The following is a 255-nucleotide window of genomic DNA, read 5'->3' as shown; positions in this document are numbered from 1 at the left end:
CGGTGCCACTTCGGTCGCCGAAGGCCTGGCCGCCCCCGCCGATCGTCAGCGGCCGCACCGTGTACCGCGCGTCCTGGTCGAGCCCGGGGAACCGCAGCGAGGCAGGCAGTGCGGTCCGCGGCGCGGCGAGCGCGACGTACGCGAACACAGCGGATGCCCCGTCGCAGGCTACGACGCCGTGCAGCTCGAGCGCGGGGTCCGACGCATCCGCGTGAACGACGACGCCCGAGTGCAGCAGCGGACGAAGCCGTTTGT

General features: G+C 73.7%; 1 pseudogene. It reads right to left on the bottom strand.

Features of this window, described 5'->3' with window-relative positions:
* A pseudogene (locus tag QN345_RS20250) lies at positions 1-255 on the bottom strand (alpha-galactosidase); the annotation flags it as partial.

The sequence above is a fragment of the Cryobacterium sp. 10I1 genome, assembly GCF_035019805.1.
Classification (GTDB): domain Bacteria; phylum Actinomycetota; class Actinomycetes; order Actinomycetales; family Microbacteriaceae; genus Cryobacterium; species Cryobacterium glucosi.
The sequence above is the reverse complement of the archived record's forward strand: the minus strand, read 5'-3'. Positions and strand labels throughout refer to the sequence as shown.